23 protein-coding genes are annotated in these 26,159 nt (G+C 72.0%); 13 read left to right on the top strand and 10 right to left on the bottom strand.

Going from position 1 to position 26,159, the window contains the following annotated elements; all coding sequences use genetic code 11:
• Positions 1 to 3: 3 nt before the first annotated feature.
• The 5 genes from ACFYWG_RS25835 to ACFYWG_RS25855 all read left to right on the top strand — a co-directional run bounded on the left by ACFYWG_RS25835 (position 4) and on the right by ACFYWG_RS25855 (position 5,521).
• Positions 4 to 1,437: a hypothetical protein gene (locus ACFYWG_RS25835; RefSeq protein WP_389203867.1), complete on the top strand. Its 1,434-nt coding sequence runs from the start codon at positions 4 to 6 to the stop codon at positions 1,435 to 1,437.
• Positions 1,438 to 1,539: 102 nt separating this feature from the next.
• Positions 1,540 to 1,713 carry a hypothetical protein gene (locus ACFYWG_RS25840; RefSeq protein WP_389203868.1) on the top strand — a complete coding sequence of 58 codons (174 nt, stop codon included), beginning with the start codon at positions 1,540 to 1,542 and terminating at the stop codon, positions 1,711 to 1,713.
• A 229-nt stretch (positions 1,714 to 1,942) separates the two neighbouring features.
• A complete protein-coding gene (locus ACFYWG_RS25845) occupies positions 1,943 to 3,769 on the top strand; it encodes an acyl-CoA dehydrogenase (RefSeq protein ID WP_385411749.1) in 1,827 nt (608 codons plus the stop codon).
• Positions 3,770 to 3,847: 78 nt separating this feature from the next.
• Positions 3,848 to 5,185: a M18 family aminopeptidase gene (locus tag ACFYWG_RS25850; protein WP_376326491.1), complete on the top strand. Its 1,338-nt coding sequence runs from the start codon at positions 3,848 to 3,850 to the stop codon at positions 5,183 to 5,185.
• A 90-nt stretch (positions 5,186 to 5,275) separates the two neighbouring features.
• On the top strand, positions 5,276 to 5,521 hold the full coding sequence (locus tag ACFYWG_RS25855; protein ID WP_383505627.1) for a DUF6458 family protein: 246 nt from the start codon (positions 5,276 to 5,278) through the stop codon (positions 5,519 to 5,521).
• Positions 5,522 to 5,530: 9 nt separating this feature from the next.
• On the opposite strand, the gene ACFYWG_RS25860 is transcribed toward ACFYWG_RS25855, so the two are convergent.
• Positions 5,531 to 7,363: an NHL domain-containing thioredoxin family protein gene (locus tag ACFYWG_RS25860; protein ID WP_389203869.1), complete on the bottom strand. Its 1,833-nt coding sequence runs from the start codon at positions 7,361 to 7,363 to the stop codon at positions 5,531 to 5,533.
• A gap of 99 nt (positions 7,364 to 7,462) precedes the next feature.
• Between ACFYWG_RS25860 and ACFYWG_RS25865 the strand changes: the two genes are divergently transcribed.
• The gene (locus tag ACFYWG_RS25865; RefSeq protein ID WP_376326489.1) at positions 7,463 to 7,954 is read left to right on the top strand and encodes an LURP-one-related/scramblase family protein; all 492 of its coding nucleotides are present in this window, start codon (positions 7,463 to 7,465) and stop codon (positions 7,952 to 7,954) included.
• Between the two features lie 52 nt (positions 7,955 to 8,006).
• On the opposite strand, the gene ACFYWG_RS25870 is transcribed toward ACFYWG_RS25865, so the two are convergent.
• Positions 8,007 to 8,804: a carbon-nitrogen family hydrolase gene (locus ACFYWG_RS25870; RefSeq protein WP_389203870.1), complete on the bottom strand. Its 798-nt coding sequence runs from the start codon at positions 8,802 to 8,804 to the stop codon at positions 8,007 to 8,009.
• Between the two features lie 181 nt (positions 8,805 to 8,985).
• Between ACFYWG_RS25870 and ACFYWG_RS25875 the strand changes: the two genes are divergently transcribed.
• Together ACFYWG_RS25875 and ACFYWG_RS25880 are read left to right on the top strand one after the other, a co-directional pair.
• Positions 8,986 to 9,810, top strand: coding sequence for a maleylpyruvate isomerase family mycothiol-dependent enzyme (locus ACFYWG_RS25875; protein ID WP_383505617.1), 825 nt, complete (start codon positions 8,986 to 8,988; stop codon positions 9,808 to 9,810).
• A gap of 268 nt (positions 9,811 to 10,078) precedes the next feature.
• Positions 10,079 to 10,822, top strand: coding sequence for an SAM-dependent methyltransferase (locus ACFYWG_RS25880; RefSeq protein ID WP_385411739.1), 744 nt, complete (start codon positions 10,079 to 10,081; stop codon positions 10,820 to 10,822).
• 42 nt (positions 10,823 to 10,864) lie between these two features.
• On the opposite strand, the gene ACFYWG_RS25885 is transcribed toward ACFYWG_RS25880, so the two are convergent.
• Positions 10,865 to 12,160: a nitrate/nitrite transporter gene (locus tag ACFYWG_RS25885; protein ID WP_389203872.1), complete on the bottom strand. Its 1,296-nt coding sequence runs from the start codon at positions 12,158 to 12,160 to the stop codon at positions 10,865 to 10,867.
• Positions 12,157 to 12,807, bottom strand: a complete 651-nt coding sequence (locus ACFYWG_RS25890; RefSeq protein WP_383505607.1) for a GntR family transcriptional regulator — start codon at positions 12,805 to 12,807, stop codon at positions 12,157 to 12,159. The genes ACFYWG_RS25885 and ACFYWG_RS25890 overlap by 4 nt, the downstream gene beginning before the upstream one ends.
• 223 nt (positions 12,808 to 13,030) lie before the next feature.
• Here ACFYWG_RS25890 and ACFYWG_RS25895 point away from each other — a divergent pair, with 223 nt between their 5' ends.
• The gene (locus tag ACFYWG_RS25895) at positions 13,031 to 13,918 is read left to right on the top strand and encodes a D-alanyl-D-alanine carboxypeptidase family protein (RefSeq protein ID WP_376326478.1); all 888 of its coding nucleotides are present in this window, start codon (positions 13,031 to 13,033) and stop codon (positions 13,916 to 13,918) included.
• A 72-nt stretch (positions 13,919 to 13,990) separates the two neighbouring features.
• Here ACFYWG_RS25895 and ACFYWG_RS25900 read toward each other — a convergent pair whose 3' ends face one another.
• The 4 genes from ACFYWG_RS25900 to ACFYWG_RS25915 form a co-directional block, all read right to left on the bottom strand.
• Positions 13,991 to 15,436 carry a dihydrolipoamide acetyltransferase family protein gene (locus tag ACFYWG_RS25900; RefSeq protein ID WP_389203873.1) on the bottom strand — a complete coding sequence of 482 codons (1,446 nt, stop codon included), beginning with the start codon at positions 15,434 to 15,436 and terminating at the stop codon, positions 13,991 to 13,993.
• A 10-nt stretch (positions 15,437 to 15,446) separates the two neighbouring features.
• Positions 15,447 to 16,424, bottom strand: coding sequence for an alpha-ketoacid dehydrogenase subunit beta (locus ACFYWG_RS25905; RefSeq protein WP_376326476.1), 978 nt, complete (start codon positions 16,422 to 16,424; stop codon positions 15,447 to 15,449).
• Position 16,425: 1 nt separating this feature from the next.
• The gene (gene pdhA, locus ACFYWG_RS25910) at positions 16,426 to 17,628 is read right to left on the bottom strand and encodes a pyruvate dehydrogenase (acetyl-transferring) E1 component subunit alpha (RefSeq protein ID WP_376326474.1); all 1,203 of its coding nucleotides are present in this window, start codon (positions 17,626 to 17,628) and stop codon (positions 16,426 to 16,428) included.
• A gap of 449 nt (positions 17,629 to 18,077) precedes the next feature.
• A complete protein-coding gene (locus ACFYWG_RS25915) occupies positions 18,078 to 19,676 on the bottom strand; it encodes a protein kinase (RefSeq protein ID WP_383504048.1) in 1,599 nt (532 codons plus the stop codon).
• Positions 19,677 to 20,022: 346 nt separating this feature from the next.
• Here ACFYWG_RS25915 and ACFYWG_RS25920 point away from each other — a divergent pair, with 346 nt between their 5' ends.
• On the top strand, positions 20,023 to 21,648 hold the full coding sequence (locus ACFYWG_RS25920; protein WP_383504049.1) for a protein kinase: 1,626 nt from the start codon (positions 20,023 to 20,025) through the stop codon (positions 21,646 to 21,648).
• Positions 21,649 to 21,719: 71 nt separating this feature from the next.
• Here ACFYWG_RS25920 and ACFYWG_RS25925 read toward each other — a convergent pair whose 3' ends face one another.
• A complete protein-coding gene (locus ACFYWG_RS25925) occupies positions 21,720 to 22,265 on the bottom strand; it encodes a bacterial proteasome activator family protein (protein ID WP_376326468.1) in 546 nt (181 codons plus the stop codon).
• 290 nt (positions 22,266 to 22,555) lie between these two features.
• Here ACFYWG_RS25925 and ACFYWG_RS25930 point away from each other — a divergent pair, with 290 nt between their 5' ends.
• On the top strand, positions 22,556 to 23,020 hold the full coding sequence (locus ACFYWG_RS25930; RefSeq protein WP_389203874.1) for a hypothetical protein: 465 nt from the start codon (positions 22,556 to 22,558) through the stop codon (positions 23,018 to 23,020).
• Positions 23,021 to 23,067: 47 nt separating this feature from the next.
• On the opposite strand, the gene ACFYWG_RS25935 is transcribed toward ACFYWG_RS25930, so the two are convergent.
• The gene (locus ACFYWG_RS25935) at positions 23,068 to 24,048 is read right to left on the bottom strand and encodes an NAD(P)H-quinone oxidoreductase (RefSeq protein WP_385411718.1); all 981 of its coding nucleotides are present in this window, start codon (positions 24,046 to 24,048) and stop codon (positions 23,068 to 23,070) included.
• A 191-nt stretch (positions 24,049 to 24,239) separates the two neighbouring features.
• Between ACFYWG_RS25935 and ACFYWG_RS25940 the strand changes: the two genes are divergently transcribed.
• Both ACFYWG_RS25940 and ACFYWG_RS25945 read left to right on the top strand, forming a co-directional pair.
• Positions 24,240 to 25,256, top strand: coding sequence for an ATP-binding cassette domain-containing protein (locus ACFYWG_RS25940; RefSeq protein WP_389203875.1), 1,017 nt, complete (start codon positions 24,240 to 24,242; stop codon positions 25,254 to 25,256).
• On the top strand, positions 25,253 to 26,101 hold the full coding sequence (locus ACFYWG_RS25945; RefSeq protein ID WP_389203876.1) for an ABC transporter permease: 849 nt from the start codon (positions 25,253 to 25,255) through the stop codon (positions 26,099 to 26,101). The genes ACFYWG_RS25940 and ACFYWG_RS25945 overlap by 4 nt, the downstream gene beginning before the upstream one ends.
• Positions 26,102 to 26,159 lie beyond the last annotated feature (58 nt).

Here is a 26,159-nt window from a genome sequence, read left to right on the forward strand (position 1 = left end):
ACCATGAAGATCGAGTACGGACTCAGCGCCCCTCTGTCGACCCTGGGTTTCGACGCGGGCAGAGACAAGTTCGTCTTCAACGTCCAGAGCGAACTCGAGATGTACACCACCGACCACAAGAGCGCGATGAAGATCTGGGGGTGGGACCAGGCGGCACTGCGCCCTGAGGACCACTACCGGATCGATCAGCTCCTGCGCATGTACGTCTTCCAGCGCGACCAGGTCATCGACGCGCTCTACCGCCTGGATCAAGAGCTCTACGCCTATGCCTACCTCGACAGAGGGGAGACGCAGGTGTCGCAGGAGCTGGAGGACTTCAAGGAGCTCTTGGTCCAGAAGACCGCAGAACTCGCCGAGGAAGCCAAGAGGCACCTGTCGGACCCGGACCCCACCGACGACTATGCGGAGCTTGAGGAGTGGTACGCACACCTGCGCGGCACCGGCTTCCCCGCAACCCAGGGCGTGATCGCCTTCCAGCACCCCTCGGTCGCCCGCTACCTCGGCCCGATTCCGTCCCTGGCGATGGGCGGACACTCGGGGGAGGGCGTGTACTTCCGGCTCACCGAGCGTGGCTATCCCCGGGACTGGATCGAAGACGACCACCTGTACGACCTGATCGACATGGCGCTGGCGCTCCAGGCCGAGCTACAGCTGCAGTGCCTGCTCACCGATCGCGAGTTCACCCGCGTCATCGAGATGCGCGGGAAGGAGTTCGAGTACCTGAAGGCAGAGGCTGCCCGCAGGGCCGCCGCGGAACAGGGCAGCAACTTCTGGGCCGTCTTCGGGGACATCCTCGGTATCGTCTCCGCCGTCGCGGGCGCCCTGGCACTGATCCCGGTCCTCACCCCGCTCATGGGCCCGGTCGCCGCGGTCACCGCGATCGGCTCGCTCGGCGCCCATGCCGTCGACGCCACGATCAAGGGCGACTGGGACGCGATGACGCTCGTCGGGCTCGGCGCCGACGCGCTCGCCGCCCTGCCCGGCATCGGTGCGGTCGCCAGGAGCCTCAAGTCGGGCAGGGCCGTTCTCAAGACGATCGGAACGGGCGCCAGGGCCAGCTATAGGGCCGGCGTCGTCACCCGCAGGGCCGGACTCGCCTTCCTCGCAGAAACCGGAGGTTCCGGGGCTGCCGACGCGGCCAAGGTGTTCAACTACATCGGCACCAGGGGCGCCAAGGTCGTCGGCGCCTCCGAAAGGGCCGGCAAGGTCACCGGCAAGGTCCTCCAGGGCTCGGTCAACCTCGCCACCCAGATCCCCCTGGTCGTCGAGATGTCCACCGGCACCGACATGGGCCAGGAGAAGAATGTCGCTGGCGGAGCCGCGCTGACCGCAAACTACGGCCAGACGATCGGCAGCTGGGGCGCGGTCGGTACCGCCGCCCAGCGGACCGCAACCGTCTCCCTCGCAACGTTCGGCAGGATCATCGGACGGCACTGATCTCCGCGCACCGACCACACACCTCCCGCCGCTCCAGCTCCCCGGGGCGGCGGGCCTCACACCCGCCCGGGACCGCCGCAAGAACAGAAACAGAGAACCACCGTGAAACCCGCAGACCGGCCCCCCGCACGCACCAGCCTCCTCAAAGCAGCCCTCGCCGCCACAGGCGCCGTCTTCTTCATCATCGCGATCACCCTGCCGGCACCGTGGGCCTACGCTGTCGGCGCCCTCCTCCTCGCCGCCTGCGTCATCCCCTACCGCCGGCCACCACGCTGACAGCCACCCCGCTCCCCCCGCGCAGCTCTCGGTGACAACAAGCGCGCTCTTACGACACCCCTCGTGCCTCGGCTCACGCGACCGCCCCGGTGGGGCCTGTCACAGATGGCCGGGTGGGGTTGCGCCTTATTACTGACGGGTAGCATCATCGTAGCTACTTGTTGGTACGTGAACTAGAGCGAGGATCCAGTGCCTCGCCGATCTCTCTAGGGAGCCGGGAGCCGTCACCATGGGGCACTACAAGTCGAATCTCCGCGACATCGAGTTCAACCTCTTCGAAGTACTCGGGCGCGACAAGGTGTACGGCACCGGCCCGTTCGAGGAGATGGACGTCGAGACCGCCAAGAGCGTCCTGGAGGAGCTGACCCGCCTCTCCGAGAACGAGCTGGCCGAGTCCTTCGCCGACGCCGACCGCAACCCGCCCGTCTTCGACCCGGAGACGAACACCGCGCCGGTCCCCGCGTCCTTCAAGAAGAGCTACCAGGCCTTCATGGACTCCGAGTACTGGCGGCTCGGCCTGCCCGAGGAGATCGGCGGCACCACCTCGCCCCGCTCCCTGATCTGGGCCTACGCCGAGCTGATCCTGGGCGCCAACCCGGCCGTGTGGATGTACTCCTCGGGCCCCGCCTTCGCCGGCATCCTCTTCGAGGAGGGCAACGAGGTCCAGAAGCACATAGCCAAGGTCGCCACGGAGAAGCAGTGGGGCTCCACGATGGTGCTCACCGAGCCCGACGCGGGCTCCGACGTGGGCGCCGGCCGCACCAAGGCCGTGCAGCAGGAGGACGGCTCCTGGCACATCGAGGGCGTGAAGCGCTTCATCACCTCCGGTGAGCACGACATGTCGGAGAACATCCTCCACTACGTGCTGGCCCGCCCCGAGGGCGCCGGCCCCGGCACCAAGGGCCTGTCCCTCTTCCTCGTCCCGAAGTACCTCTTCGACTTCGAGACGGGCGAGCTGGGCGAGCGCAACGGCGTCTACGCCACCAACGTCGAGCACAAGATGGGCCTGAAGGCCTCCAACACGTGCGAGATGACCTTCGGCGACCGGCACCCCGCCAAGGGCTGGCTGATCGGCGACAAGCACGACGGCATCCGCCAGATGTTCCGCATCATCGAGTTCGCCCGCATGATGGTCGGCACGAAGGCGATCTCCACGCTGTCCACCGGCTACCTGAACGCGCTGGAGTACGCCAAGGAGCGCGTCCAGGGCCCGGACCTCGCCAACTTCATGGACAAGACCGCGCCCAAGGTCACCGTCACCCACCACCCGGACGTCCGCCGCTCGCTCATGACGCAGAAGGCGTACGCCGAGGGCATGCGGGCGCTGGTGATGTACACCGCCTCGATCCAGGACGCCATCCAGATCAAGGAGGCCGCCGGCGAGGACGCCTCCGCCGAGCACGCGCTGAACGACCTGCTCCTGCCCATCGTCAAGGGCTACGGCTCCGAGAAGGGCTACGAGCAGCTGGCCCAGTCGCTGCAGACCTTCGGCGGCTCCGGCTTCCTGCAGGAGTACCCGATCGAGCAGTACATCCGGGACTCCAAGATCGACACCCTCTATGAGGGCACCACGGCCATCCAGGGCCAGGACTTCTTCTTCCGGAAGATCGTCCGCAACCAGGGCGCCGCGCTGAACGGGCTGGCCGAGGACATCAAGAAGTTCCTCGCCCTCGGCACGGGCGGCGAGGAGCTGGCCGGTGCCCGCGAGCACCTCGCCAAGGCCGCCGTCGAGCTGGAGGCCATCGTCGGCCTCATGCTCACCGACCTCGCCGCCACCGAGCAGGACGTCAAGAACATCTACAAGGTCGGGCTCAACACCACCCGCCTGCTGATGGCCTCCGGTGACGTCGTCGTCGGCTACCTGCTGCTCAAGGGCGCCGCGATCGCCGCCGAGAAGCTGGAGACCGCCTCCGCCAAGGACAAGGCCTTCTACACCGGCAAGATCGCCGCCGCGAAGTTCTTCGCCGCCAACGTCCTGCCGGGCGTCACCCTGGCCCGCAAGATCGCCGAGGGCGTCGAGCTGGACCTGATGGAGCTGGACGAGGCCGCGTTCTAGACCTCACTCCCGTCCTCCGAGCGAGGGCCTGTTCCCTACCGTGGGGAACAGGCCCTCGTCCGTCGTTAAGGTGAAGCCATGACCCAAGCTGCCCGCCCGTCCTCCCCCGCGAGCGCCACGCGCGCGACCCGCACGTTCGACCGCGGCCACACCGACGACCTCATGGCCTTCCTCGCGGCGAGCCCCTCGCCGTACCACGCCGTGGCCAACGCCGCCGAGCGGCTGGAGAAGGCCGGGTTCCGGCAGGTCGCCGAGACGGACGCCTGGGACGGGACGAGCGGCGGCAAGTACGTGCTGCGCGGCGGCGCGATCATCGCCTGGTACGTGCCGGAGGGCGCCGCACCGCACACGCCGTTCCGGATCGTCGGCGCCCACACCGACTCCCCCAACCTGCGCGTCAAGCCCCTGCCGGACAGCGGCGCGCACGGCTGGCGCCAGGTGGCCGTGGAGATCTACGGCGGGCCGCTGCTCAACTCCTGGCTGGACCGCGACCTCGGCCTCGCCGGCCGGCTGACCCTGCGCGACGGCTCCACCCGCCTGGTGAACGTCGACCGGCCGCTGCTGCGCGTCCCGCAGCTCGCCATCCACCTGGACCGCTCGGTCACCGCCGACGGCCTCAAGCTCGACAAGCAGCGGCACATGCAGCCCGTCTGGGGCCTCGGCCGCGACGTGCGCGACGGCGACCTCATCGCCTTCCTGGAGGAGAGCGCCGGCATCCCCGCGGGCGAGGTCACCGGCTGGGACCTCATGACGCACTCCGTCGAACCGCCCGCCTACCTCGGCCGCGACCGCGATCTCGTCGCCGGGCCCCGCATGGACAACCTGCTGTCCGTGCACGCCGGCACCGCCGCGCTCGCCGCCGTCGCCTCGGGCCCGACCGACCCCGGCTCCATCCCGGTCCTGGCCGCCTTCGACCACGAGGAGAACGGCTCCCAGTCCGACACCGGCGCCGACGGCCCCCTCCTCGGCACCGTGCTGGAGCGCTCGGTCTTCGCCCGCGGCGGCACCTACGAGGACCGGGCCCGCGCGTTCGCCGGCACCGTCTGCCTGTCCTCCGACACCGGCCACGCCGTCCACCCCAACTACGCCGAGCGGCACGACCCGACGCACCACCCGCGCGTCAACGGCGGCCCCATCCTCAAGGTCAACGTCAACAACCGCTACGCGACCGACGGTTCGGGCCGCGCGGAGTTCACCGCGGCCTGCGAGGCGGCCGGCGTGCCGTTCCAGTCGTTCGTCTCCAACAACTCCATGCCCTGCGGCACCACGATCGGCCCGATCACCGCAGCGCGGCACGGGATCAGGACGGTCGACATCGGCGTGGCCATCCTGTCGATGCACAGCGCCCGCGAACTCTGCGGCGCCGACGACCCGTTCCTCCTGGCCAACGCCCTGACGGCGTTCCTGGAAAGGTAGAACGGCCCCTTACCGCATGGGTGTTCGCCTCCGGGGTACCCGGAGTTCCGGTACCGGATCGTCCGGACCGCGTACAGGGAGGCGACACTCATGGGCCTCGGCGGATGCATCATCCTCATCGCCGTGGGAGCCATCCTCACGTTCGCGACCGACTGGGACATGCAGGGGGTCAACCTCGACCTGGTCGGCATCATCTTCATGATCGTCGGACTGATTGGCGTCACGGTCTTCAGCAGCATTTACCGGCGCAGGCGCGTGGTCGTGCCCCCCACGACGCCGGTCGTGGACGACCCGGCGGCCCGCCGCGACGGCTACCACGGCGGATACGGCGTGTGACACCGCCGCTCAGGCGGTGTCCCTCCCGGTCAGCACCAGGGAGAGCCGGTCCGTCCCCGAGCCGGTGAGGCGCACGGGCACGTCCCAGTCCTGCCGGTGCACGTGGCAGGCCGGATGCGCGGTGCCCGGATCGTCGTCGCAGGAGGCGGCCCGGGCGGAGACATGCAGCACGCCCTGCCGCACGGCGGGGTCGAGAGCGAGGGGGCGGGACAGCTCCGTCCCCGCGCCCTGCCCGTCGCGCAGCAGCTCCGGCGGGGTCGCCGAGACGACCAGCCGGGTCGCCGGGCCGTTCCCGGTGTCCGGCTTCTGCCCCGGCGGTGCCTCGAACACGACGTCCAACCGGAGCCGCCCGGCGGCCACTTCGGTCACCTCCCGCCGCGCGCCGCGGGCCGCGCCGGGCACCGCCGTCGCCTCCCGGGGCAGCCGCAGCCGGGTCAGCCGGTGCGCGGCCGACTCGACGACCACGACGTCCTCGCCCACGACCACCGCGGCGCTGGGTTCGCGCAGGTCCGTGGCGAGGGTCGTCACCTCGTCCGTCACCGGGTCGTAGCGCCGCAGGGCGTGGTTGTAGGTGTCGGCGACGGCCACCGAGCCGTCCGGCAGGGCGGCGACGCCCAACGGGTGCTGCAGCAGGGCCTGTCCGGCGGGGCCGTCCCGGTGCCCGAAGGCGAACAGGCCCACGCCGACGGCGGTGTGCACGGAGCCGTCCGGGTCCACCCACCGCAGGGCCGACGTCTCGGCGTCCGCGACCCACAGCCGCCCGGGCGTGGCGGCCAGTCCCGACGGCTGCGCGAACAGGGCCCCGCTTCCCGGCCCGTCGACCAGCCCCTCCTCCCTCGTCCCGGCCGCGACGGCGACCGTGCCGTCCTCCGGGTCGTAGACCCACAGCTGGTGCACCCCGGCCATGGCGATCCACACCCTGCCCCGCCACAGGGCGACGTCCCACGGGGAGGACAGGTCCACCTCCCGGGCCGGGCCCGAGACCGGTGAACCCCGCCACCACTGCCGGCCGGTGCCCGCGAGGGTGGTGACCTCACCGCTGACGGGGTCCAGCCGCCGCAGGGCGTGGTTGACGGTGTCGGCGACCACCACGGACCCGTCGCCGAGCAGGGCGAGCCCCTGCGGCTCGTCGAACGCGGCCTCCTCCGCCCCGCCGTCGCGGAACCCCCGCACCCCGGTCCCGATCCGGCGCACCACGCTCTCGCCGTCCCCGGCCAGCTCCACCAGCCGGTGCCGGGCCGTGTCGCTCACCAGGAGGTGGCCGCCCGGCAGCAGCAGGGCCTTGCCGGGGAAGCGCAGCGCCGTGGGCTGCGGCGGCGGTGCCACGTACGGGACGCCGCCGCGCTGGAGGGTGCCCTTCGCCGTGTGCTCGGCCTCCAGCTCCCCCACCAGCCGCTCGATGGCGCGCACGTGCCCTTCCCCGGCGTGCTGGGCGACCACGTACCCCTCGGGGTCGACCACCACCAGCGTCGGCCAGGCCCGCACGGCGTACTGCGTCCAGGTGGCCAGCTCCGGGTCGTCGAGCACCGGGTGCCTCACCCCGTAGCGCTCCACGGCGTCCACGACCGTGCGGTGCTCGGCCTCGTGCGGGAACTTCGGCGAGTGCACCCCGATGACGACGACGGTGTCCCGGTGCTTGTCCTCCAGCTCCCGCAGTTCGTCGACGACGTGCAGGCAGTTGATGCAGCAGGAGGTCCAGAAGTCGAGCAGGACGATGCGTCCGCGCAGCTCGGCCAGGCTGTACCGCCGTCCGCCGGTGTTGATCCAGCCGCCCTCGCCGGTGAGCTCGGGGGCGCGGACGCGGGCCCGGCGGCGGACGGGCGCGGATGCGGGATCGGCCATGTGTCCAGCTTGCCACCCCGGCCGACGCGGCCCGCCCCGGCTCAGCCCGTCGGCCTAGCGGCGGCGTCGCCCGGGCGGTGGCGGGGAAGCCCTGGTCCCATGAGATTCCTCGTGTACGACCGGCTCCTCGGCTTCGGTGACGACTACTGGATCGAGGACGAGCACGGCTCCAAGGTGTTCCTCGTCGACGGCAAGGCCCTGCGGCTGCGGGACACCTGGGAGCTGAAGGACGCCCAGGGCACGGTCCTGGTCGACATCCACCAGAAGATGCTCGCCCTGCGCGACACCATGGTGCTCCAGCGGGCCGGGGAGCCGCTGGCGACGATCCGCCGCAAGCGGCTGTCCCTGCTGCGCAACCACTACCGGGTGGCCCTGGCCGACGGCAACGAGCTGGACGTCAGCGGCAAGATCCTCGACCGGGAGTTCGCCGTCGAGTACGACGGGGAACTGCTGGCGGTGATCTCCCGCCGGTGGCTGACCCTGCGGGACACCTACGGCGTGGACGTCGTCCGGGAGGACGCGGACCCGGCGTTGCTCATCGCGGTGGCGGTGTGCGTGATCCACCTGGCGGAGAAGGAGCGCGAGGACTGAGAGAACTGAGCGGAGGGGGCGGAAGGGGCGTCCCCGCGCCGGCCCGGGGGTCTCAGGGCCTGAGCGGCGACGGGAGGCCGAGCATCCGGTCCTTCAGCGCCGGGAACTGCTCCCGGGTCGCGGCCACCTTCCCCGGGTCGAACTCCACCGTGAGGACCTCCTCGCCGGCGCCGGCCTCGGCCAGCACCTCGCCCCACGGGTCGACCACGATCGAGTGACCGGCCTGGGGAACTCCGGCGTGGGTCCCGGCCGTTGCGCACGCGACGACGAACGACTGGTTCTCCACCGCCCGGGCCTGGGCGAGGAGCGTCCAGTGGGCGCGGCGGCGCTCCGGCCAGCCCGCCGCCACCACGAGCGTCTCGGCGCCCGCGTCGACGAGCCCGCGGAAGAGTTCGGGGAAGCGCAGGTCGTAACAGGTGGACAGGCCCAGGGTGGTGCCGGGCAGACGGACCGTCACCAGCTCCGACCCCGCGCCCATCAGGACGGCCTCGCCCTTGTCGAAGCCGAAGCGGTGGATCTTGCGGTAGGCGGCGGCCAGGTCGCCGGACGGCGAGAAGACGAGGGAGGTGTTGTAGAGGGGGCCCTCGGGGTCCCGCTCGGGGATCGACCCGGCGTGCAGCCAGACGCCCGCGTCGCTCGCGGCCTTGGCCATGGCCTCGTGGGTCGGCCCGTCGAGCGGTTCGGCCTCGGTGGCGAACGCGTCGTAGGCGAAGGCCCCGGTGGTCCACAGCTCGGGGAGGACGACGAGGTCGCTGCCGGCCTGGTCGCGGACCATCGCGGCGGCCCGCCGGCGGCGCGATTCGACCGATTCGCCCTCGTCTACGGCGATCTGGATCAGAGAGGCGCGCACACTACCACCGTCCTGGCATTCGAGCCGTCCACACGGGCCTACGATCGTCACACGAAAGCACTGCCGGGGTGCCCCACAGCAGCGTAACTTAGCTCGCAAGACACCCGCCGACAGCCGCCACCTCCCACTGGCAACGCCGCCACCACCAGCCCGTGCACCGACCGCCGAGGGGTCCCGTTCCGTGAGTCTGCATCCCACCCTCCAGCCCTACGCCGACGCCTGGACCCACTCCGTCGAAGCGATATCCGAGCTGGTCCAGCCGCTCGCGGAGGCCGAATGGAACCGGCGGACGCCGTGCCCGGGGTGGTCGGTGCGGGACGTGGTGTCCCACGTCATCGGTCTGGACTGCGAGATGCTCGGTGACCCGCGCCCGATCCACACGCTGCCGCGCGACCTGTTCCACGTCACCAACGACCTCCAGCGGTACATGGAGATGCAGGTCGACGTCCGCCGCCACCACACGGCACCGGAGATGACCTCCGAGCTGGAGTACGTGATCATCCGCCGCAACCGGCAGCTGCGCAACGACTCCCGTGACCCGGGCACCAAGGTGCGCGGGCCGCTGGGCAGCGAGCTGACGCTGGAGGAGTCGATGCGGCGGCACGCGTTCGCCGTGTGGGTGCACGAGCAGGACCTGCGCACGGCACTGGGCCGGCCGGGCAACCTGGACTCCCCCGGCGCGCACGTCGCCCGGGACGTGCTGCTCGCGGAACTCCCGCGCGTGGTCGCCGAGGACGCGCAGGCGCCGCGCAGCTCGGCCGTCGTCATCGACGTGCACGGGCCGGTGGAGTTCCTGCGGACGATCCGGGTCGACATCCAGGGCCGCGGCACGCTGGAGACCGCTCCGGCCCTCGGCCCCGCGGCGACCCTCACCCTCGACTGGGAGACGTACGTCCGCCTGGCCTGCGGGCGGGTGTCGCCGGAGGCGGTGACCGACCGGCTCAAGACGGAGGGCGACCCCGACCTGACGGCGGCGATCCTGCGCCACTTCGCGGTGACGCCGTAAGCCCGGGGGGACCCGCGCGGGCCCTCCGCCCCCCAGCGGCCGGACCGGCGCACGGGAAGCCCCCGGCCGGACCGGCGCGTGGCATACCCCCTGCCGCCCCCGGTCGGACCGGCGCGAGGCCCCACCTGCCTCCTGGGCCGGGCAAGCGCACGGAATCCACCTGCCCGTGCGGCCGGACCGGCGGACGGGGCACCCCCTGCCCCCTGCGGCCGGAAGGCGCGCGGTAATTCACGTGCCGCTCCGCCGCCCCCGCCGTAGCGTCCGCGGCATGACGCCTTCCCGCCGTACCCGCCTCACCTTCCACGGCCCGTTGTCCGAGCGCCGGGCCGACGCCCTCGTGCGGCGCCTGACCCGTCACGGGCCCGCGACGGTCCTGGACATCGGCTGCGGCTGGGGCGAGTTGATGCTGCGTGTCCTTGCCGCCGCGCCGGAGGCGACCGGCACCGGCGTCGATCTCGACGGCGGGGACCTGGCCCGGGGGCGGCGGGCCGCCGAGGAGCGCGGACTCGCCTCCCGGGTCCGCTTCCTGGAGGAGTCCGCCACCGGCACCCCACGCGGCCCCGCCGACCTCGTGCTGTGCGTCGGCGCGAGCCAGGCGCTCGGCAGCGGGCTGCCCGAGGCCCTGGCCGAGCTGCGCCGGCTGGTCACCGACGACGGACGGGTCCTGCTCGGCGAGGGGTTCTGGCAGCGCGCCCCGACCCCCGGCGAGTTGTCGCGCATGTGGCCCGGCGCCACCGCCGCGGACCATCCCGACCTGGCGGGTCTGGTCGACGCGGCGATCGCCGCGGGCTTCCGGCCCGAGTGGACGGAGACCGCGAGCCCGGACGAGTGGGAGGAGTTCGAGGCGGCGTACCTCGCGGACACCGAGGTGTGGCTCGCCGCGCACCCCTCGCACCCCGAGGCCGGGGAGATCCGGCGCCAGGCGGACCGGCACCGGGCCGCCTGGCTGACCTACCGCGGCGTCCTGGGCCTGGCGTACCTCACGCTCGTCCCGGTGCGCACCGCGGCCTGAGCCCGCCGGCGCCCGGGACGGGCGCGTGCGCACCGCCCTGGCCTACGCCGGTACGTGCACCGTCTCCACGCGGCTGGCCACCAGCCGCTCGCGTTCCCGGCGGGCCGCCTGCCCGCGCAGCCGCAGGATCTGGGTGACACCGGCCGCCTGCAGCACGAACACCACGGAGAAGGCGATGCGGTAGTCGTCGCCGGTGGCGTCCAGCAGGGCGCCGATCGCGAACAGCGTGGTCATGGAGGCCACGAAGCCGCCCATGTTGGTGATGCCGGAGGCGGTGCCCTGCCGTTCGGGCGGGTTGGCCGGGCGGGCGAAGTCGAAGCCGATCATGGAGGCGGGTCCGCAGGCGCCCAGGACCGTGCACAGGACGATCAGCAGCCACATGGGGGCGTGGGCGCCCGGGTGGGCGAGGGTCGCCGCCCACAGGACGGCCGTGGCCGCGACCGTGCCGAGCGCGAGCGGCAGCCGCGCCTCGTGGTGCCGGGCGACGACCTGGCCGTAGACGAGGCCGACGACCATGTTGGACAGCACGACCAGGGTCAGCAGTTCACCGGCCGTGGCCCGGGTCAGGCCCTGGGCCTCGACGAGGAAGGGCAGGCCCCACAGCAGCAGGAAGACCATCGCGGGGAACTGGGTGGTGAAGTGCACCCACAGTCCCAGCCGGGTCCCCGGCTCCCGCCAGGCCGCGGCGATCTGCCGCCGCACGTAGGCGGCGCCCTGGTGCGGGACGGGCGGGGACGCGTGGCCCTCGGGGTGGTCCTTGAGGAACAGCACCACGAGGACGAAGACCACGGCCCCGGCGGCGGCGCTGCCCGCGAAGGCGGCCGTCCAGCCGACGCCGTGCAGCAGCCGGGCCAGCACGAGGGTGGAGACCAGGTTGCCGGCCATGCCGATCAGTCCCGCGAACTGGGCGACGAGGGGCCCGCGCCGGGCGGGGAACCAGCGGCTGCCCAGGCGCAGCACGCTGATGAACGTCAGCGCGTCACCGCAGCCGAGCAGGGCCCGGGACGCCAGGGCCATGCCGTAGGAGGGGGAGAACGCGAAGCCGAGCTGCCCGGCGGTGAACAGCACCGCGCCCAGCGCCAGCACCTTCTTGGTGCCGAGCCGGTCCACGAGCAGCCCGACGGGTATCTGCATGCCCGCGTAGACCAGCAGCTGCAGGATGGAGAAGGTGGACAGCGCGGAGGCGTTGACGTGGAAGCGGTCGGCGGCGTCGAGGCCGGCGACGCCCAGGGACGTGCGGAAGATGACCGCGACGAAGTAGACCGAGACGCCGACGCCCCAGACGGCCACGGCCCGGCGGCCGCCCGGGGGATCCTCCGGCAGCGCGGCCGAGCTCATCGGACCTCCCCGCGGGCCAGGTGGGAGAACCAGCCGACGTGCCGGTGGACGACACCGACGGCCGCCTCGGCGTCCCCGGCGCGCAGGGCGTCGAGGATCTCCTCGTGCTCGGCGAGGGTCTTGGCGATGCGGTCGGGGTGGGAGTGCATGACGGCGACGCCCATGCGCAGCTGGCGGTCGCGCAGCTGGTCGTAGAGGCGGGAGAGGATCTCGTTGCCGCCGCTGCGGACGATCTCGGCGTGGAAGCAGCGGTCGGTGACGGCGGCGCCCGCGAAGTCACCGGCGGCGGCCTGCTTCTTCTGCCGGGCCAGCAGCTCCTCCAGGCGCTCGATGAGTCCGTGGGGCGCGGGGACGGCCTTGCGCGCCGCGTGCTCCTCGACGAGCAGCCGGGTCTCCACCACGTCGGCGATCTCCTGCGCGGAGACGGGCAGGACGAGGGCGCCCTTCTTGGGGTAGAGCCGGATCAGCCCCTCGACCTCCAGCCGGAGCAGCGCCTCGCGCACCGGCGTGCGCGACACCCCGACGGCCTCGGCGAGCTCGCCCTCGGTGAGGAGGGTCCCGCCTTCGTACCGGCGCTCGAGGACGGCCTGTTTGACGTGGGCGTAGACACGGTCGGCGGCGGGGGGTTGCTTCACGGCCACAGTCATACGAACAGGATAGATACATCAGGTGTGCATGGATGTATCCGTCCAGTATGCGGACCCGGATGTCACACATCCGTGGCAAAGCAGGGACCCCTCCCGCCAACAGCGCAACCTCCTGTGCTAGTTACGAGTCAGACACGTGCGGCCCCTTTGCCCTCGTCCTCAACTCGGCCGCACCGATGGGGCATTCGACGTAATCGGGGTACTTGACTTGATAACCGGCATTATGGGCACTCGTCTGCGCAGAGCCGCGGCCGTCACGGTGACCACCGGCGCCATGCTCGCGACCGGTGCGCTCACCGTCGCGCCGGCGCACGCCGCGGGCTCGGCGCCCTCCATCGCCGCCAAGGGCGGCTACGTGATGAACAACGCGACCGGCAAGTCGCTCTACACCAAGGCGGCCGACACCCGCCGCTCGACCGGCTCGACCACCAAGATCATGACCGCCCTGGTGGTGCTGAAGCAGTCGAACCTCAACCTGGACAGCAAGGTCACGGTCCAGAAGGCGTACAGCGACTACATCGTCGAGAACAACTGGGCGTCCAACGCCAAGCTGATCGTCGGCGACAAGGTCACCGTCCGCCAGCTGCTGTACGGGCTGATGCTGCCGTCCGGCTGCGACGCCGCGTACGCGCTGGCCGACAAGTACGGCACCGGCTCCACGCGGGCCAAGCGCGTGCAGTCGTTCATCGGCAAGATGAACACCACGGCCAAGAACCTGGGTCTGAAGAACACCCACTTCGACTCGTTCGACGGCATCGGCAGGGGCAGCAACTACTCCACGCCGCGCGACCTGACGAAGCTCGCCAGCGCCGCGATGAAGAACTCCACGTTCCGCACGGTCGTCAAGACGAAGAAGTACACGGCGAAGACGACCACCAGGTCCGGCGGCACGCGGACCATGGCGCCGTGGACGAACACCAACCCGCTGCTCGGCAGCTACAGCGGCGCGATCGGCGTGAAGACGGGCTCCGGCCCGGAGGCCAAGTACTGCCTGGTCTTCGCGGCGACGCGCAGCGGCAAGACGGTCATCGGCACGGTCCTCGCCTCGACCAACGCGACCACGCGCCAGACGGACGCGACGAAGCTGCTGAACTACGGCTTCACCAAGTAGGACCCGCCCGAGGACAGGGCACGAGGAAGGGGGCTCGCCACAGCCGGTGGCGAGCCCCCTTCCTCATATGGGTCAGGCCCAGGTGATCAGGCGCTTGGGCTGCTCCAGGACCGCGGCCACGTCGGCCAGGACTTTCGAGCCCAGCTCGCCGTCGACCAGGCGGTGGTCGAACGACAGAGCCAGCGTGGTCACCTGACGGGGCTTCACCTTGCCCTTGTGCACCCAGGGCTGCGGCTTGATCGCACCGACCGCGAGGATCGCGGACTCGCCCGGGTTCAGGATCGGCGTGCCCGTGTCGACGCCGAAGACGCCGACGTTGGTGATCGTCACCGTGCCGCCCTGCATGGCCGACGGGGACGTCCTGCCCTCCCGCGCCGTCCCGACCAGCTCGCCCAGCGACTCGGCCAGCTGCGGCAGCGTCTTGGCGTGGGCGTCCTTGATGTTCGGCACGATCAGGCCGCGCGGGGTCGCGGCCGCGATGCCCAGGTTCACGTAGTGCTTGACCACGATCTCCTGAGCGGCCTCGTCCCAGGACGCGTTGATCTCCGGGTTGCGCTTGATCGCGACCAGCAGCGCCTTGGCGATCAGCAGGAGCGGGTTCACGCGCAGGCCCGCGAACTCCTTGTCCTGCTTCAGCTCCTCGACCAGCTTCATCGTGCGCGTCACGTCGACCGTGACGAACTCGGTGACGTGCGGCGCGGTGAACGCCGAGCCGACCATCGCGGCCGCCGTGGCCTTGCGCACGCCCTTGACCGGGACGCGCGTCTCGCGCGAGGTGTCGTACGAGGCCGGGGCCGGGGCGGCCGCGGCCGGAGCCGGGGCGGCCGGCGCGGGAGCCTCGGCGGTGGCGGCGGCGACCGCCGCGTGCACGTCCTCACGCGTGATGATGCCGTCCGGACCCGTCGGCGTGACCGTCGTCAGGTCGACGCCCAGGTCCTTGGCGAGCTTGCGCACCGGGGGCTTGGCCAGCGGCCGGTCCCCGCCCGCGGGGGCGGTCGCCGGGGCGGGCGCAGGGGCCGGGACGGGCGCCGGGGCGTGGCCGTTCAGCTCGGACTGCGGTGCCGTGGCGGCCGGCCGGGCCGGGGCCTGCTGGGCCTTGCGGGGCCGGCGGCGGGTGGAGGAGGTCGCCACCCCGTAGCCGACCAGGACCGGCTGGCGGCCCGAGCCCTCGGCCTTCGGCTCCTCGGCCGGCTGGGCGGCCCGGGGCGGTGCGGCGGGTTCCTCGGCGGCCGGCTGCTCGGCGGCGGGCGCGGCACCGCCGCTCACGTCCACGGCGATGATCGACGTGCCCACGTCGACCGTCGTGCCCTCCGGGAAGTGCAGCTCCCGCACCACGCCGTCGTAGGGGATGGGCAGCTCGACGGCCGCCTTCGCCGTCTCGACCTCGCACACGACCTGCCCGTCGGTGACCGTGTCACCGGGCTGGACGTACCACTTGAGGATCTCCGCCTCCGTGAGCCCCTCGCCCACGTCGGGCATCTGGAACTCGCGCACGGACGCTTCCGTCATCGTCGTCACGACCCTCTCCTCAGTACGCCAGCGAGCGGTCGACGGCATCCAGCACCCGGTCCAGGTTCGGCAGGTACTCCTCCTCCAGGCGGGCCGGCGGGTACGGGGCGTGGTAGCCGCCGACCCGGAGCACCGGGGCCTCCAGGTGGTAGAAGCAGCGCTCCGTGATCCGGGCGGCGATCTCCGCGCCCGAGCCGAAGAACACCGGCGCCTCGTGGACCACGACCAGGCGGCGGGTCTTCTCCACCGACGCCTGGATCGAGTCGAAGTCGACCGGGGAGATCGAGCGCAGGTCGAGGACCTCCAGGTTCCGGCCCTCCTCGGCGGCCGCGTCGGCGGCCTCCTGGCAGAGCTTCACCATCGGGCCGTAGGCGGCCAGGGTCAGGTCGGTTCCCTCGCGGACCACCTGGGCCTTGTGCAGGGGGCCCGGGATGGCCTCCGTGTTGACCTCGCCCTTGTCCCAGTAGCGGCGCTTGGGCTCGAAGAAGATCACCGGGTCGTCGCTCTGGATGGCCTGCTGCATCATCCAGTACGCGTCCGAGGCGTTCGACGGGCTGACCACCTTCAGGCCCGCCACGTGGGCGAACAGCGACTCGGGGGACTCCGAGTGGTGCTCGACCGCGCCGATGCCGCCGCCGTAGGGGATGCGCACGACGACGGGCATCTTGACCTTGCCCAGCGAGCGGGCGTGCATCTTCGCGAGCTGCGTGACGATCTGGTCGTACGCCGGGAAGACGAAGCCGTCGAACTGGATCTCCACCACCGGGCGGTAGCCGCGCAGTGCCAGGCCGACCGCGGTGCCGACGATGCCCGACTCGGCGAGCGGGGTGTCGATGACGCGGCTCTCGCCGAAGTCCTTCTGCAGGCCGTCCGTCACGCGGAACACGCCGCCCAGCTTGCCGACGTCCTCACCCATGATCAGGACCTTGGGGTCGGACTCCAGGGCGCGGCGCAGCGACTCGTTGATCGCCTTGGCCAGTGCCATCTTCTCGGCCATCTCAGTTACCCCCCTGGTCGGCGAAGGACGCCTGGTATGCGGCGAACTGGGCGCGCTCCTCGTCGACCAGCGCGTGTCCGTCCGCGTAGACGTTCTCGAAGATCGCGAAGTGGTCCGGGTCCGGCATGGCACGGACCGCCTCGCGCACTCGCCTGCCCAACGCCTCGGACTCGGTCTCCAGTTCCGCGAAGAATCCCTCGTCCGCGTGGTTCGAGGACTCCAGGTAGCGGCGCAGGCGCAGGATCGGGTCCTTGGCCTCCCAGGCCTGGCGCTCCTCGTCGCCCCGGTAGCGGGTCGGGTCGTCGGAGGTGGTGTGGGCGCCCATGCGGTACGTGAACGCCTCGACGAGGGTCGGGCCCTCGCCGCTGCGCGCCCGCTCCAGCGCCCAGCGGGTGACCGCGAGGCAGCCGAGCACGTCGTTGCCGTCGACCCGGACGCCGGGGAAGCCGAAGCCCTGGGCGCGCTGGTAGATCGGCACGCGGGACTGCTTCTCGGTCGGCTCGGAGATGGCCCACTGGTTGTTCTGGCAGAAGAACACGACCGGGGCGTTGTAGACCGCGGAGAAGGTGAACGACTCGGCCACGTCGCCCTGGCTGGAGGCGCCGTCGCCGAAGTAGGCGATCACCGCGCTGTCCGTGCCGTCCTTGGCGACGCCCATCGCGTAGCCGGTGGCGTGCAGCGTCTGGGAGCCGATGACGATCGTGTAGAGGTGGAAGTTGTTGCCGTTGGGGTCCCAGCCGCCGTTGTTCACCCCGCGGAACATGCCGAGCAGGTTGGTCGGGTCCACCCCGCGGCACCAGGCCACGCCGTGCTCGCGGTAGGTCGGGAAGACGTAGTCGTCGTCGCGCAGGGCACGGCCGGAGCCGATCTGGGCGGCCTCCTGGCCGAGCAGCGAGGCCCACAGGCCCAGCTCGCCCTGGCGCTGCAGGGCGGTGGCCTCGGCGTCGAAGCGGCGGGTGAGCACCATGTCGCGGTAGAGGCCGCGCAGCTCCTCGGCGGTGACACCGGCGACGTACTTGTCGAACTCCGCGTTCTTGACCCGCTCGCCCTCGGGCGTCAGCAGCTGCACGAGCTGCGGTTCGCCGCCCGTGGCGGCCGCGTCCTTCTTGGCGGTGGTGCGGGTGGTGCGCTTGGTGCCGGTGGTGCCGGCCTTGCTTCCGGCGCTGCGTCGCGGTGTGCGCGCGGCAGTGCTCTCCACGGTCACGTGTGCTCCTCCGTCGGTCCGGCTCCCGGGGTTGCCGGTGGGCCTGGGGGTCCCCCCTGCTCGCTTGGAGCGTGGGGGAGCGGCTCACCTGCTCTCGGCCACGGGCACGGGGTGGGTGCCGCTCAGCCGGGGGCAGGCGTGACAGGTGCCCCGGCGAGCGCCCTGCAGAAAGCACGTTACCCAGTGCGCCACATTTCTGTGAAACCCCTCCTGACCTGCGATTTTGCTTGGATATCCAAGTAAATCGGAAAGGGGTGGAAGGGGCCCTGGTCACAGCCTTGCAGGAGGCCGGAGCTACCGCACGTTAACCCGGTGACCCAGGTCACGGGAAGAGCCAACTTCCGGGCGCGGTGAAACGGCACGCGCGCGTGGGGCCCGTTCCCGGGCCCCACGCGCGCGTGGAGGGTGTCGTCGCCGGCAGCCGGATCAGCCGCCGCCTTTCGGCCGGATCAGCCGCCGGTCTCGCCGCCGGGGCCGCCCGCGGCACCGTCGGTGGTGCCGCCCGCGTCGGTGCCGCCCGTGTCGTCCGGCGGCGTCTCCGGGTCGGTGGGCTCGCCGCCGCCCGTGGGCTCGCCGGTGGGCTCCGCGGTGGTCGGCGGATTCGACGGCCGCCCCGTGGGCGACTGCGGCGCGCTCTGGGACGGCGTGTAGGAGGGCGTGTACGACGGGGTCCAGTCGCCGTTGCCGCTGCCCGTTCCGGTACCGCCGTCGGAGGTGCTGCCGGTCGGATCGTCCGTCGGCTCGTCGCTCGGCTTCTTGCTGGGCTGCTTGTCCTCCGTGGTCTGCGACGAGGTCGGCGACTGCTTCTTGCCCGGCTCCTCCTTGTCGCCGCCGGTGTTCTGCAGCGCCAGGGCCACGCCCGCGGCGACGGCGATGACCGCGAGGACGGCGAGGATCCACAGCTTGCCGCGGCCGCTGCCCTTGTTGCCGTGGCCCTCGAAACCGCCGTCGTCCCCGCCGCCGTAGCCGGCCGGCAGGATCGGCGAGGGGATCTGGGTGGTGCCCGAGGCGTCCCCCGGGTGGCCCATCACGGCCGTCTGCGCGAAGCCGCCCGAGGGGGTGTTGCGGCCCTCGTGCATGACGACGGGCCCCGTGTTCCAGGTGCCGGTGTGGCCGCCCTGGTCGTACAGCATCTGCAGCGCGTACTGGACCAGGCCGCGCATCTCCTCGGCCGTCTGGAAGCGGTCGTCGGGCTCCTTGGCCAGCGAGCGCATGACGAGGCCGTCCAGCTCCGGCGGGCAGGCGTCGGCGGCCTCGGAGGGCGGGGTCGGGATGTCCTGGACGTGCTGGTAGACCACCGACAGCGGGGTCTCACCGGTGAACGGCGGGCGCAGCGCGAGGAGTTCGTAGAGCAGGCAGCCGGTCGCGTACAGGTCGGAACGGTGGTCGACGGCCTTGCCGAGGGCCTGCTCCGGGGACAGGTACTGCGGGGTGCCCATCACCATGCCGGTCTGCGTCATCGTCGTGGACGCGCCGTGCAGGGCGCGGGCGATGCCGAAGTCCATCACCTTCACGGCGCCGTTGTGCGTGATGATGACGTTGGCGGGCTTGATGTCGCGGTGCACGATCCCGTGCTGGTGCGAGTAGGCGAGCGCCTCCAGGACCCCGGAGACGATGATCAGCGCCTGCTCGGGCCCGGGCGCCTCGGCGTTGAGCAGCAGGTCGCGGATGGTGCGGCCCTCGACCAGCTCCATCACGATGTACGGCACGGACTGACCGCCGACGACGTCCTCGCCGGAGTCGTACACGGCGACGATCGCATGGTGGTTGAGGCCGGCGACCGACTGCGCCTCGCGCGTGAAGCGGGCCTTGGACACGGGGTCCTCGGCGAGGTCCGCGCGCAGCAGCTTGACGGCGACCGTGCGCCCGAGCCGGACGTCCTCGGCAGCGAACACCTCGGCCATGCCGCCCCGGCCGAGCCTGTGGGTCAGCCGGTACCGGCCGTCCCCGACGAGCCCGCCGTTGCCCCAGTTGTCCGGCGCGTCCGACATGCCGCCGCCAGTCGCCTCGGGGTCGGACGGGCCCTGAGCGCGCTGCTGCTGTGCCATCAGTCCTCGCCGTCGTTTCTGCCCGCGGTGCGCGCGGTGTTGTTACGGTCTCCGTCGGCCACGCTACAGCCTCCGCGCAAGCCCGAGGTGCGAGACGGGTGCCCGGGACGGGCACGAGACGGACCGGTCATGAAACCTTCACTCCGCACTGTCGTGCAAATTCCGTGGAGGGCCGCACGCCCCCGGTAACGCTTCCGCGACGCTTCTTGCGCGTACGGTCACGGAACGGGCACCGAGCTTGACGTGTCGGTGCCCTGGGGCAGACTTGGCCGGGAATGACGGTGTGGATCACGACGGACCAGCGACAGGTCGGCGGCGCCTGCGGGGGCTACGGGGGACAGGGAACATGAGCCAGGACGGCGCACAGGGCCAGTACACGGGGCGGGCGCTCGCCGGTGGCCGCTATCAGCTGCGCGACCTGCTCGGTCAGGGCGGCATGGCCTCGGTCCACCTCGCCTACGACAGCGTGCTCGACCGGCAGGTCGCGATCAAGACCCTGCACACCGACCTCGGCCGGGAGCAGGCGTTCCGCGAGCGGTTCCGCCGCGAGGCCCAGTCCGTGGCCAAGCTCACGCACACCAACATCGTCTCGGTCTTCGACACCGGCGAGGACACCGTCGACGGCATGACGACGCCCTACATCGTCATGGAGTACGTGGAGGGCCGCCCGCTCGGCTCCGTGCTCGACGAGGACGTGCGCCGGCAGGGCGCGATGCCGGCCGACAAGGCGCTGAAGATCACCGGTGACGTGCTGGCCGCGCTGGAGATCAGCCACGAGATGGGCCTGGTCCACCGGGACATCAAGCCGGGCAACGTGATGATGACCAAGCGCGGCGTCGTCAAGGTCATGGACTTCGGCATCGCCCGCGCCATGCAGTCCGGCGTGACGTCGATGACGCAGACCGGCATGGTCGTCGGCACCCCGCAGTACCTCTCCCCCGAACAGGCCCTCGGCCGCGGTGTGGACGCCCGTTCCGACCTGTACTCGGTCGGCATCATGCTCTTCCAGCTCGTCACCGGGCGGCTGCCGTTCGAGGCGGACTCACCGCTGGCCATCGCCTACGCGCACGTGCAGGAGGAGCCGCCGGTCGCCTCCTCGATCAACCGCGCGCTGCCGCCGGCGGTGGACGCGCTGATCTCCCGGGCGCTGAAGAAGAACCCGAACGAGCGCTTCCCCAGCGCCGAGGCCATGCGCGACGAGTGCCTGCGGGTGGCGGCCTCCTTCCAGGCCGCGCCGCCGAGCATCGTGCCGGGCACGCAGGCGCCGAGCGGTTCGGGCGTCGGCTCGGCGGTGTTCCCGCCGGTCGACCAGACGCACCCGGCCCCCTCGGGCCAGGTGCAGACGCCGTACCAGCCGACCCCGCCCCCGAACCCGTACGGCACCCCGGCCCCGGCGTACGGCTACCCGCAGCAGGGCGGCTACCAGGCGCCCACCCCGGCCGGCTACGCCCCGCAGCCCGGCCCGTCGACCCCGCCGCCCTACACCCTCTCCCCGCAGTCGCCGTCCGGCGCGCAGGGCGGCGGCAAGGGCAGCAAGCCGGTGATCGTCGGCGCGGTGGTCGTGGCCCTGCTCGCCGTCGGCGGCCTGGTCACGGCGCTGCTGGTGAACGGCGGCGGCAAGGAGGACAAGGGCGGTGGCACCCCCAGCACGTCGGCCTCGGCGCAGAAGAAGCCCGGCTACCGCGGCCCGGACCGCTCGAGGACGATCGAGACCGAGGAGTGCACGGAGCCGCAGGAGTCCTACAACGACCCCGAGAAGATCGAGATCCCGAGCTTCAAGTTCAAGGACATCCAGTCCGTCAAGGCCTGCGCCCAGGCGGCCGGCTGGCAGGTCAGCACCGAGAAGGTCGACGAGAACACCTACGGCGAGGGCACGGTCATGAACCAGTTCCCGTCCAAGGGCACCGACGTCGACCCCAAGGACATGCCGACGATCGTGCTCAACGTCTCGACGGGCAACCCCCCGTCCTGACGGTCCGACATGAGGAAGGGCCCGGTGGCGGAAGCCGCCGGGCCCTTGTCGTGGACGGGGATCGCCGCCGGCTACAGGTACGGGCCGCCCGAACGGCCGCCGGGCTGCTGCTCGTCGAGCCCTTCGTGGCCGCCGACGCCCGGCGGGAGGGCCCGGCGCATCTGCTCCAGCTGGGCGCGGGCCGCCATCTGCTGGGCGAACAGCGTCGTCTGGATCCCGTGGAACAGCCCCTCCAGCCAGCCCACCAACTGCGCCTGCGCGATGCGCAGCTCCGCGTCGCTGGGCGTGGCCTCGTCCGTGAACGGCAGGGAGAGCCGCTCCAGCTCCTCCACCAGCTCGGGCGCCAGGCCGTCCTCCAGCTCCTTCACCGAGCTGGCGTGGATCTCCTTGAGCCGGACCCGGCTGGCCTCGTCGAGGGGAGCCACGCGCACTTCCTCGAGCAGCTGCTTGATCATGCTGCCGATGCGCATGACCTTCGCCGGCTGCTCGACCTGCTCCGTGACCGGGGTCTCGCGGGAGTCCTCGTCCCCGCCGCCGCCGCTGAGCGCCATGCCGTCCTGGCCCACGACCAGGATCTGCGGGTTCTCCGGCGACCTTTCGTTCCTCGGCATCTCCATGCCGCCATTCTCTCGCACGCCTGCACCTCCCCTTCGTGGTGCCCCCGCGGGCAGCTGATCCACCGTCCGGCGGGAAGACGGACGACGCACGGCGCGGGTTGCCCCGCCACCGACGGTTCCCTCTCCCGGGTGAGGCGCAGCAGCCGGTTCCCGACGGGCCCGCCGCCCGGTTCCGCCCGTCGGCCGAATCCGGAGTGCCGGTCCCCGGGAGCGGTGTGAGGCTGATTGCCTGAACATGACCCGACATGCCGTTCTGCCCCACCGGGGCACGGCGGGAGGGGGTCACCCCCGTGACTCCATGGCAACGCGCCCTGCGGGCGGCGGTACTGGCACTCGCCCTGGGGGCGGGCGCGGTCGCCGCACCGTACGGCGCCGCTCCGTCCCACGCCGCCGTCCTCGCCCCTGACGACGAGGACGCCGTCGCGTCCCCCACCGTCCCGCCCGTCCCGTCCGGCTCCGCCGAGCCCTCGCGGGCGGGAAGCCGGGCCGGGCAGGGGCGGGAACGCCCGGGGCGTCCCGAGGCCGCCTCGGAGGCGCCGGGCGTCACCGACGCCACCGTCCCGCCCGAGGTGCCCCGCGAGCCCGTCCCCGAGCCGCCCGAGCCGGCGGACGAGGACGAGCCGGTGCGCCAGGCCGCCACCGCCGAGAGTCCCGCCACCCCGGTCCTGCGCATCCTGCCGCTCGGCAGCGGCCTGGTGCTGATCGGCCTGGGCCTGGGCCTGGCGTTCGTCGGGCTGCGGCTGCGGCGGGGGTAGGGACGGCCGCCCGCCGGCAGCCGCCCCGCGCACCATTCGGTCCGCGCCTACGGCGCGATCAGCAGCACCTTGCCGACGTGGCCGCTCTCCTCCACCACCCGGTGGGCCGTCGCCGCGTCCGGCATCGGGATCTCCCGGTCGACGACCGGGCACACGCGGCCGCCGGCCAACAGGGGCCAGACGTGTTCGCGCACGGCCGCGACGATGGCCGCCTTCTCCTGCGCCGGCCGGGCGCGCAGGGACGTCGCGGTGACGGCGGCGCGCTTGGCGAGCAGCGCGCCGATGTTCAGCTCGCCCTTCGCCCCGCCCTGCATGCCGATGATCGCGAGCCGGCCGTTGACCGCGAGGGCCCGCACGTTGCGGTCCAGGTACTTCGCGCCCATGTTGTCCAGGATGACGTCGGCACCGGCCCCGTCGGTGGCCTTCCTGACCTCCTCGACGAAGTCCTGCTCGCGGTAGTCGACCAGGATGTCGGCGCCCAGCTCGGCGCACCGCTCCAGCTTCTCCTTCGTGCCGGCCGTGACCGCCACCCGGGCGCCGACGGCCTTGCCCAGCTGGATGGCCATGGTGCCGATGCCGCTGGAGCCGCCGTGCACGAGCAGCGTCTCGCCGGGGCGCAGGTGGGCGACCATGAAGACGTTGGACCAGACGGTGCACACCACCTCGGGCAGCGCCGCCGCCTGCTTCAGGTCCACGCCCTCGGGCACCGGCAGCAGCTGCCCGGCCGGGACGGCCACCTTCTCGGCGTAACCGCCGCCGGAGAGCAGCGCGCACACCTCGTCGCCGACGTTCCAGCCGGAGACGCCCGGGCCGATCTCGGCGATGCGGCCGGAGCACTCCAGGCCCGGGTAGGGGACCGCGCCGGGCGGCGGGTCGTAGAAGCCCTGCCGCTGGAGGATGTCGGCCCGGTTGACGGCGCCGGCCGTCACCTCGACCAGGACCTCGCCCTCGCCGGGCACGGGGTCGGGGACCTCGTCCCAGACCAGCGCCTCGGGCCCACCAGGTTCGGGAATCGTGATCGCATGCATGAAGGGGACCGTACCCCCCGTTCGCGGGCCGAGTCCGATCCGTTCCCGGGCGGTGCCCCCTGGGTCCCGCCGGCCCTTCCCCGCGCGGCCCCGGGCGGGCTGCGGCGGAAATCCATGTGCGGGAGCGATGAGTTTGGGCGACGGTGAAGGTCTCTCCATGCGTAGCCCCCGTACGCGGAAGGACCCGAAGCATGAGCACGCAGACGTCCGGCCTGGCGATCGAGACCGCCGGCCTGGTGAAGACGTTCGGCGCGACCCGGGCCGTCGACGGAGTGGACCTGTCCGTGCCGGCCGGCACGGTCTACGGCGTCCTCGGCCCGAACGGCGCCGGCAAGACCACCACCGTGAAGATGCTCGCCACCCTGCTGCGTCCGGACGGGGGCCAGGCCCATGTCTTCGGTCACGACATCGTCCGCGAGGCCGACGAGGTGCGCGGCCGGGTCAGCCTCACCGGCCAGTACGCCTCCGTCGACGAGGACCTGACCGGCACGGAGAACCTGGTCCTGCTGGCCCGGCTCCTCGGCCACCACAAGCGGGCCGCCCGGGACCGCGCGGCACAGCTGCTGGAGGCCTTCGGGCTGACGGAGGCAGCCGCCAAGCAGGTCAAGCACTACTCGGGCGGCATGCGGCGCCGCATCGACATCGCCGCGTCCATCCTCAACACCCCCGACCTGCTGTTCCTCGACGAGCCCACGACCGGCCTGGATCCGCGCAGCCGCAACCAGGTGTGGGACATCGTGCGGGCGGTCGTCGCCCAGGGCACGACCGTGCTGCTGACCACGCAGTATCTGGACGAGGCCGACCAGCTGGCGTCCCGGATCGCCGTCATCGACCGCGGGCGGGTGATCGCCGAGGGCACCAAGGGCGAGCTGAAGTCGTCCGTCGGCGCGGGATCGGTCCATCTGCGGCTACGGGACCCGGACCAACGGGACCTCGCGGGCGACCTGCTGCGCCGCACCCTGGGCGCGCGGGTCCAGCCGGAGCCCGACCCGGTGGCCCTGACCGCCCGGCTCACCGCGGCCGGCGACGACTCCGCCGCCGCGCAGGCCTCCCGGGCCCTGGGCGAGCTGGCCCGCGCCGGGATCACCGTCGACAACTTCTCGCTGGGCCAGCCCAGCCTGGACGAGGTGTTCCTCGCCCTCACCGGGCACGACACGCACGACTCCTCCGACCGCTCCGACGACCCGAAGGACGAGGTGGCGGCATGAGCACCGCGACGACCACCGAGAGCAAGGAACTCGCCCCGGTCAGCGCCGAGTCCCTCGCCGCGCTGCTCATCTCCAAGGAGCGGCCGCCGCGCCCCAGCGCCTGGTCGGCCTCGATGACCTTCGGCTGGCGGGCCATCCTCAAGATCAAGCACGTGCCGGAGCAGCTCTTCGACGTCACAGCGTTCCCGATCATGATGGTGCTGATGTACACGTACCTGTTCGGCGGGGCGCTGGCCGGCTCACCGGAGGAGTACATCCAGTTCCTGCTGCCGGGCATCCTCGTGATGTCCGTCGTGATGATCACGATGTACACGGGCGTCTCGGTCAACACCGACATCGAGAAGGGCGTCTTCGACCGGTTCCGCAGCCTGCCGATCTGGCGGCCCTCGACGATGGTCGGCTACCTGCTCGGGGACGCCCTGCGGTACACGATCGCCTCGATCGTGATGCTCACCGTCGGCATGATCCTCGGCTACCGCCCGGACGGCGGGCCGGCGGGCGTGCTCGCCGGGATCGCCCTGCTGGTGCTGTTCTCGTTCGCGTTCTCGTGGATCTGGACGATGTTCGGGCTCCTGCTGCGCACCGAGAAGTCGGTGATGGGCGTCAGCATGATGGTGATCTTCCCGCTCACGTTCCTGTCCAACGTGTTCGTCAACCCCAGCACCATGCCGGGCTGGCTGCAGGCGTTCGTCAACAACAGCCCCATCACGCATCTGGCCTCGGCGGTGCGCGGGCTGATGGCCGGTGACTGGCCGGCCGACGAGGTGGCCTGGTCACTGGGCTGGGCGGGTCTCTTCGTCGCGGTCTTCGGGCCGGTCACGATGCGGCTGTACAACCGCAAGTAGCCCCGCGGACACCGGCCGGCCGTCGCGCACGCGGAGTGCGGGACGGCCGGCCGCTGCT

Source organism: Streptomyces sp. NPDC003456, from assembly GCF_042878735.1.
Classification (GTDB): Bacteria; Actinomycetota; Actinomycetes; order Streptomycetales; family Streptomycetaceae; genus Streptomyces.

Bases quoted from the DNA above. Each gene is read 5' to 3' on its own strand.
- ACFYWG_RS25835 (WP_389203867.1), top strand. From the start codon at position 4: ATGAAGATCGAGTACGGACTCAGCGCCCCTCTGTCGACCCTGGGTTTC.
- ACFYWG_RS25845 (WP_385411749.1), top strand. From the start codon at position 1,943: ATGGGGCACTACAAGTCGAATCTCCGCGACATCGAGTTCAACCTCTTC.
- ACFYWG_RS25850 (WP_376326491.1), top strand. From the start codon at position 3,848: ATGACCCAAGCTGCCCGCCCGTCCTCCCCCGCGAGCGCCACGCGCGCG.
- ACFYWG_RS25855 (WP_383505627.1), top strand. From the start codon at position 5,276: ATGGGCCTCGGCGGATGCATCATCCTCATCGCCGTGGGAGCCATCCTC.
- ACFYWG_RS25860 (WP_389203869.1), bottom strand. From the start codon at position 7,363: ATGGCCGATCCCGCATCCGCGCCCGTCCGCCGCCGGGCCCGCGTCCGC.
- ACFYWG_RS25865 (WP_376326489.1), top strand. From the start codon at position 7,463: ATGAGATTCCTCGTGTACGACCGGCTCCTCGGCTTCGGTGACGACTAC.
- ACFYWG_RS25880 (WP_385411739.1), top strand. From the start codon at position 10,079: ATGACGCCTTCCCGCCGTACCCGCCTCACCTTCCACGGCCCGTTGTCC.
- ACFYWG_RS25885 (WP_389203872.1), bottom strand. From the start codon at position 12,160: ATGAGCTCGGCCGCGCTGCCGGAGGATCCCCCGGGCGGCCGCCGGGCC.
- ACFYWG_RS25890 (WP_383505607.1), bottom strand. From the start codon at position 12,807: ATGACTGTGGCCGTGAAGCAACCCCCCGCCGCCGACCGTGTCTACGCC.
- ACFYWG_RS25895 (WP_376326478.1), top strand. From the start codon at position 13,031: ATGGGCACTCGTCTGCGCAGAGCCGCGGCCGTCACGGTGACCACCGGC.
- ACFYWG_RS25905 (WP_376326476.1), bottom strand. From the start codon at position 16,424: ATGGCCGAGAAGATGGCACTGGCCAAGGCGATCAACGAGTCGCTGCGC.
- ACFYWG_RS25915 (WP_383504048.1), bottom strand. From the start codon at position 19,676: ATGGCACAGCAGCAGCGCGCTCAGGGCCCGTCCGACCCCGAGGCGACT.
- ACFYWG_RS25920 (WP_383504049.1), top strand. From the start codon at position 20,023: ATGAGCCAGGACGGCGCACAGGGCCAGTACACGGGGCGGGCGCTCGCC.
- ACFYWG_RS25925 (WP_376326468.1), bottom strand. From the start codon at position 22,265: ATGGAGATGCCGAGGAACGAAAGGTCGCCGGAGAACCCGCAGATCCTG.
- ACFYWG_RS25935 (WP_385411718.1), bottom strand. From the start codon at position 24,048: ATGCATGCGATCACGATTCCCGAACCTGGTGGGCCCGAGGCGCTGGTC.
- ACFYWG_RS25940 (WP_389203875.1), top strand. From the start codon at position 24,240: ATGAGCACGCAGACGTCCGGCCTGGCGATCGAGACCGCCGGCCTGGTG.
- ACFYWG_RS25945 (WP_389203876.1), top strand. From the start codon at position 25,253: ATGAGCACCGCGACGACCACCGAGAGCAAGGAACTCGCCCCGGTCAGC.